Origin of the sequence: Limimaricola litoreus (assembly GCF_024159025.1) — a bacterium.
GTDB lineage: Bacteria > Pseudomonadota > Alphaproteobacteria > Rhodobacterales > Rhodobacteraceae > Limimaricola > Limimaricola litoreus.
Window position 1 is genome coordinate 1 of sequence record NZ_JAMYXC010000058.1, and the last position, 1,296, is coordinate 1,296.

The 1,296-nt window shown below is 71.1% G+C and carries 2 protein-coding genes; one reads left to right on the forward strand and one right to left on the reverse strand.

Annotated features, from left to right (window positions below):
- Positions 1-739 (reverse strand): tRNA dihydrouridine synthase DusB (dusB, locus tag NHG85_RS04690; protein ID WP_253330288.1); only part of this gene is annotated, 739 nt, incomplete at its 3' end.
- 190 nt (positions 740-929) lie between these two features.
- On the opposite strand from dusB, the gene NHG85_RS04695 reads away from it, so the two are divergent.
- Positions 930-1,296: 2-C-methyl-D-erythritol 4-phosphate cytidylyltransferase (locus tag NHG85_RS04695; RefSeq protein WP_253330290.1), on the forward strand; the 367-nt coding region annotated here is incomplete at its 3' end.

Sequence of the window (1,296 nt, forward strand, 5' to 3'; positions counted from 1 at the left end):
TGATCCGCGCCAGCTGCCAGGGACGCCCCTGCGCGCCGCGCCCGACCATGACCCCCGCCCCGCCGGAGCGTGCCAGCGCGGTGCGGGCGGTCTCGGCATCGATAATGTCGCCATTGGCGATGACGGGAATGGAGACCGCCTCGCGCACCGCGCGGATCGCGGCCCAATCGGCGGCGCCCTTGTAGAACTGGCAGCGCGTGCGCCCGTGGATCACCACCATGCGCACGCCCGCCGCCTCGGCCCGGCGGGCGATCTGCGGCGCGTTGAGCAGATCGTCGTCCCAGCCCAGCCGGGTCTTGAGCGTCACCGGCACCGAGACCGCGCCGACCACCGCCTCGATCAGCCGCAGCGCGTGGTCGGGCGTCTTCATCAGCGCCGAGCCCGACAGCCCGCCCGTCACCTTCTTGGCCGGGCAGCCCATGTTGATGTCGATGAAGCGCGCGCCGTTGGCCTCGACCATGCGCGCGGCCTCGGCGATCCAGTAGGGATCGCGCCCGGCAAGCTGCACGCCCGTGTCCGAGCGCTCGTATCCCAGCTCGGCGCGCTCGCGCACGCCCGGTTTGGCCTGCACTATCTCCTGGCTCGCGACCATCTCGGAGACCACCCAGCCCGCGCCGAAGGAAGCGACGAGGCGGCGAAACGGCAGATCGGTGATCCCCGCCAGCGGTGCGAGCGCCACGGGGGCGTCGAAGGTCACGCCGGAGCCGAGATCGATGGGGGAAAGCGGGGCGGGTGTCATCTGCCTGAAACCTGTGCGTGTGGGACCGAACTACGGGGTGGGCCGGGGCGTCTCAATCGCAATGCCTGTGCAATTGCCGCAGCATATCGCATTTGCCTAAATATTGTGCGCATTTGTGCCGGAAAGGATGGAATTGCACCGCCCCATGCCAGCCCCTACACAAGCCCGACCGCCGCGTGAAGGAGAGAGCGTGACATCCCGCCCGTCCGACCCGTCCTTGCCCCTGCCCGAGCCCGAGCCCGACCCTTCCGCCCGCACCGGGCCGGAGGTCGCTACCGTGATCGTCGCCGCCGGGCGCGGCCTGCGCGCGGGCGGCGGGATCGCCAAGCAATGGCGCGATCTGGGCGGCCGCACCGTACTGGCGCGCAGCATCGCCGCCTTCGCCGGGCTTGGCCCCGTCTGCCTCGTGCTGCGCGCCGAGGAGATCGGCCATCACCCCGAAATCGAGGTCATGGCCGATCTCGTCGTGGCGGGCGGGGCCGAGCGGGCGCATTCGGTGCGCGCGGGGCTCGAGGCGCTGGAAGAACGCGCGCCCGCGCGGGTTCTCATTCACGATG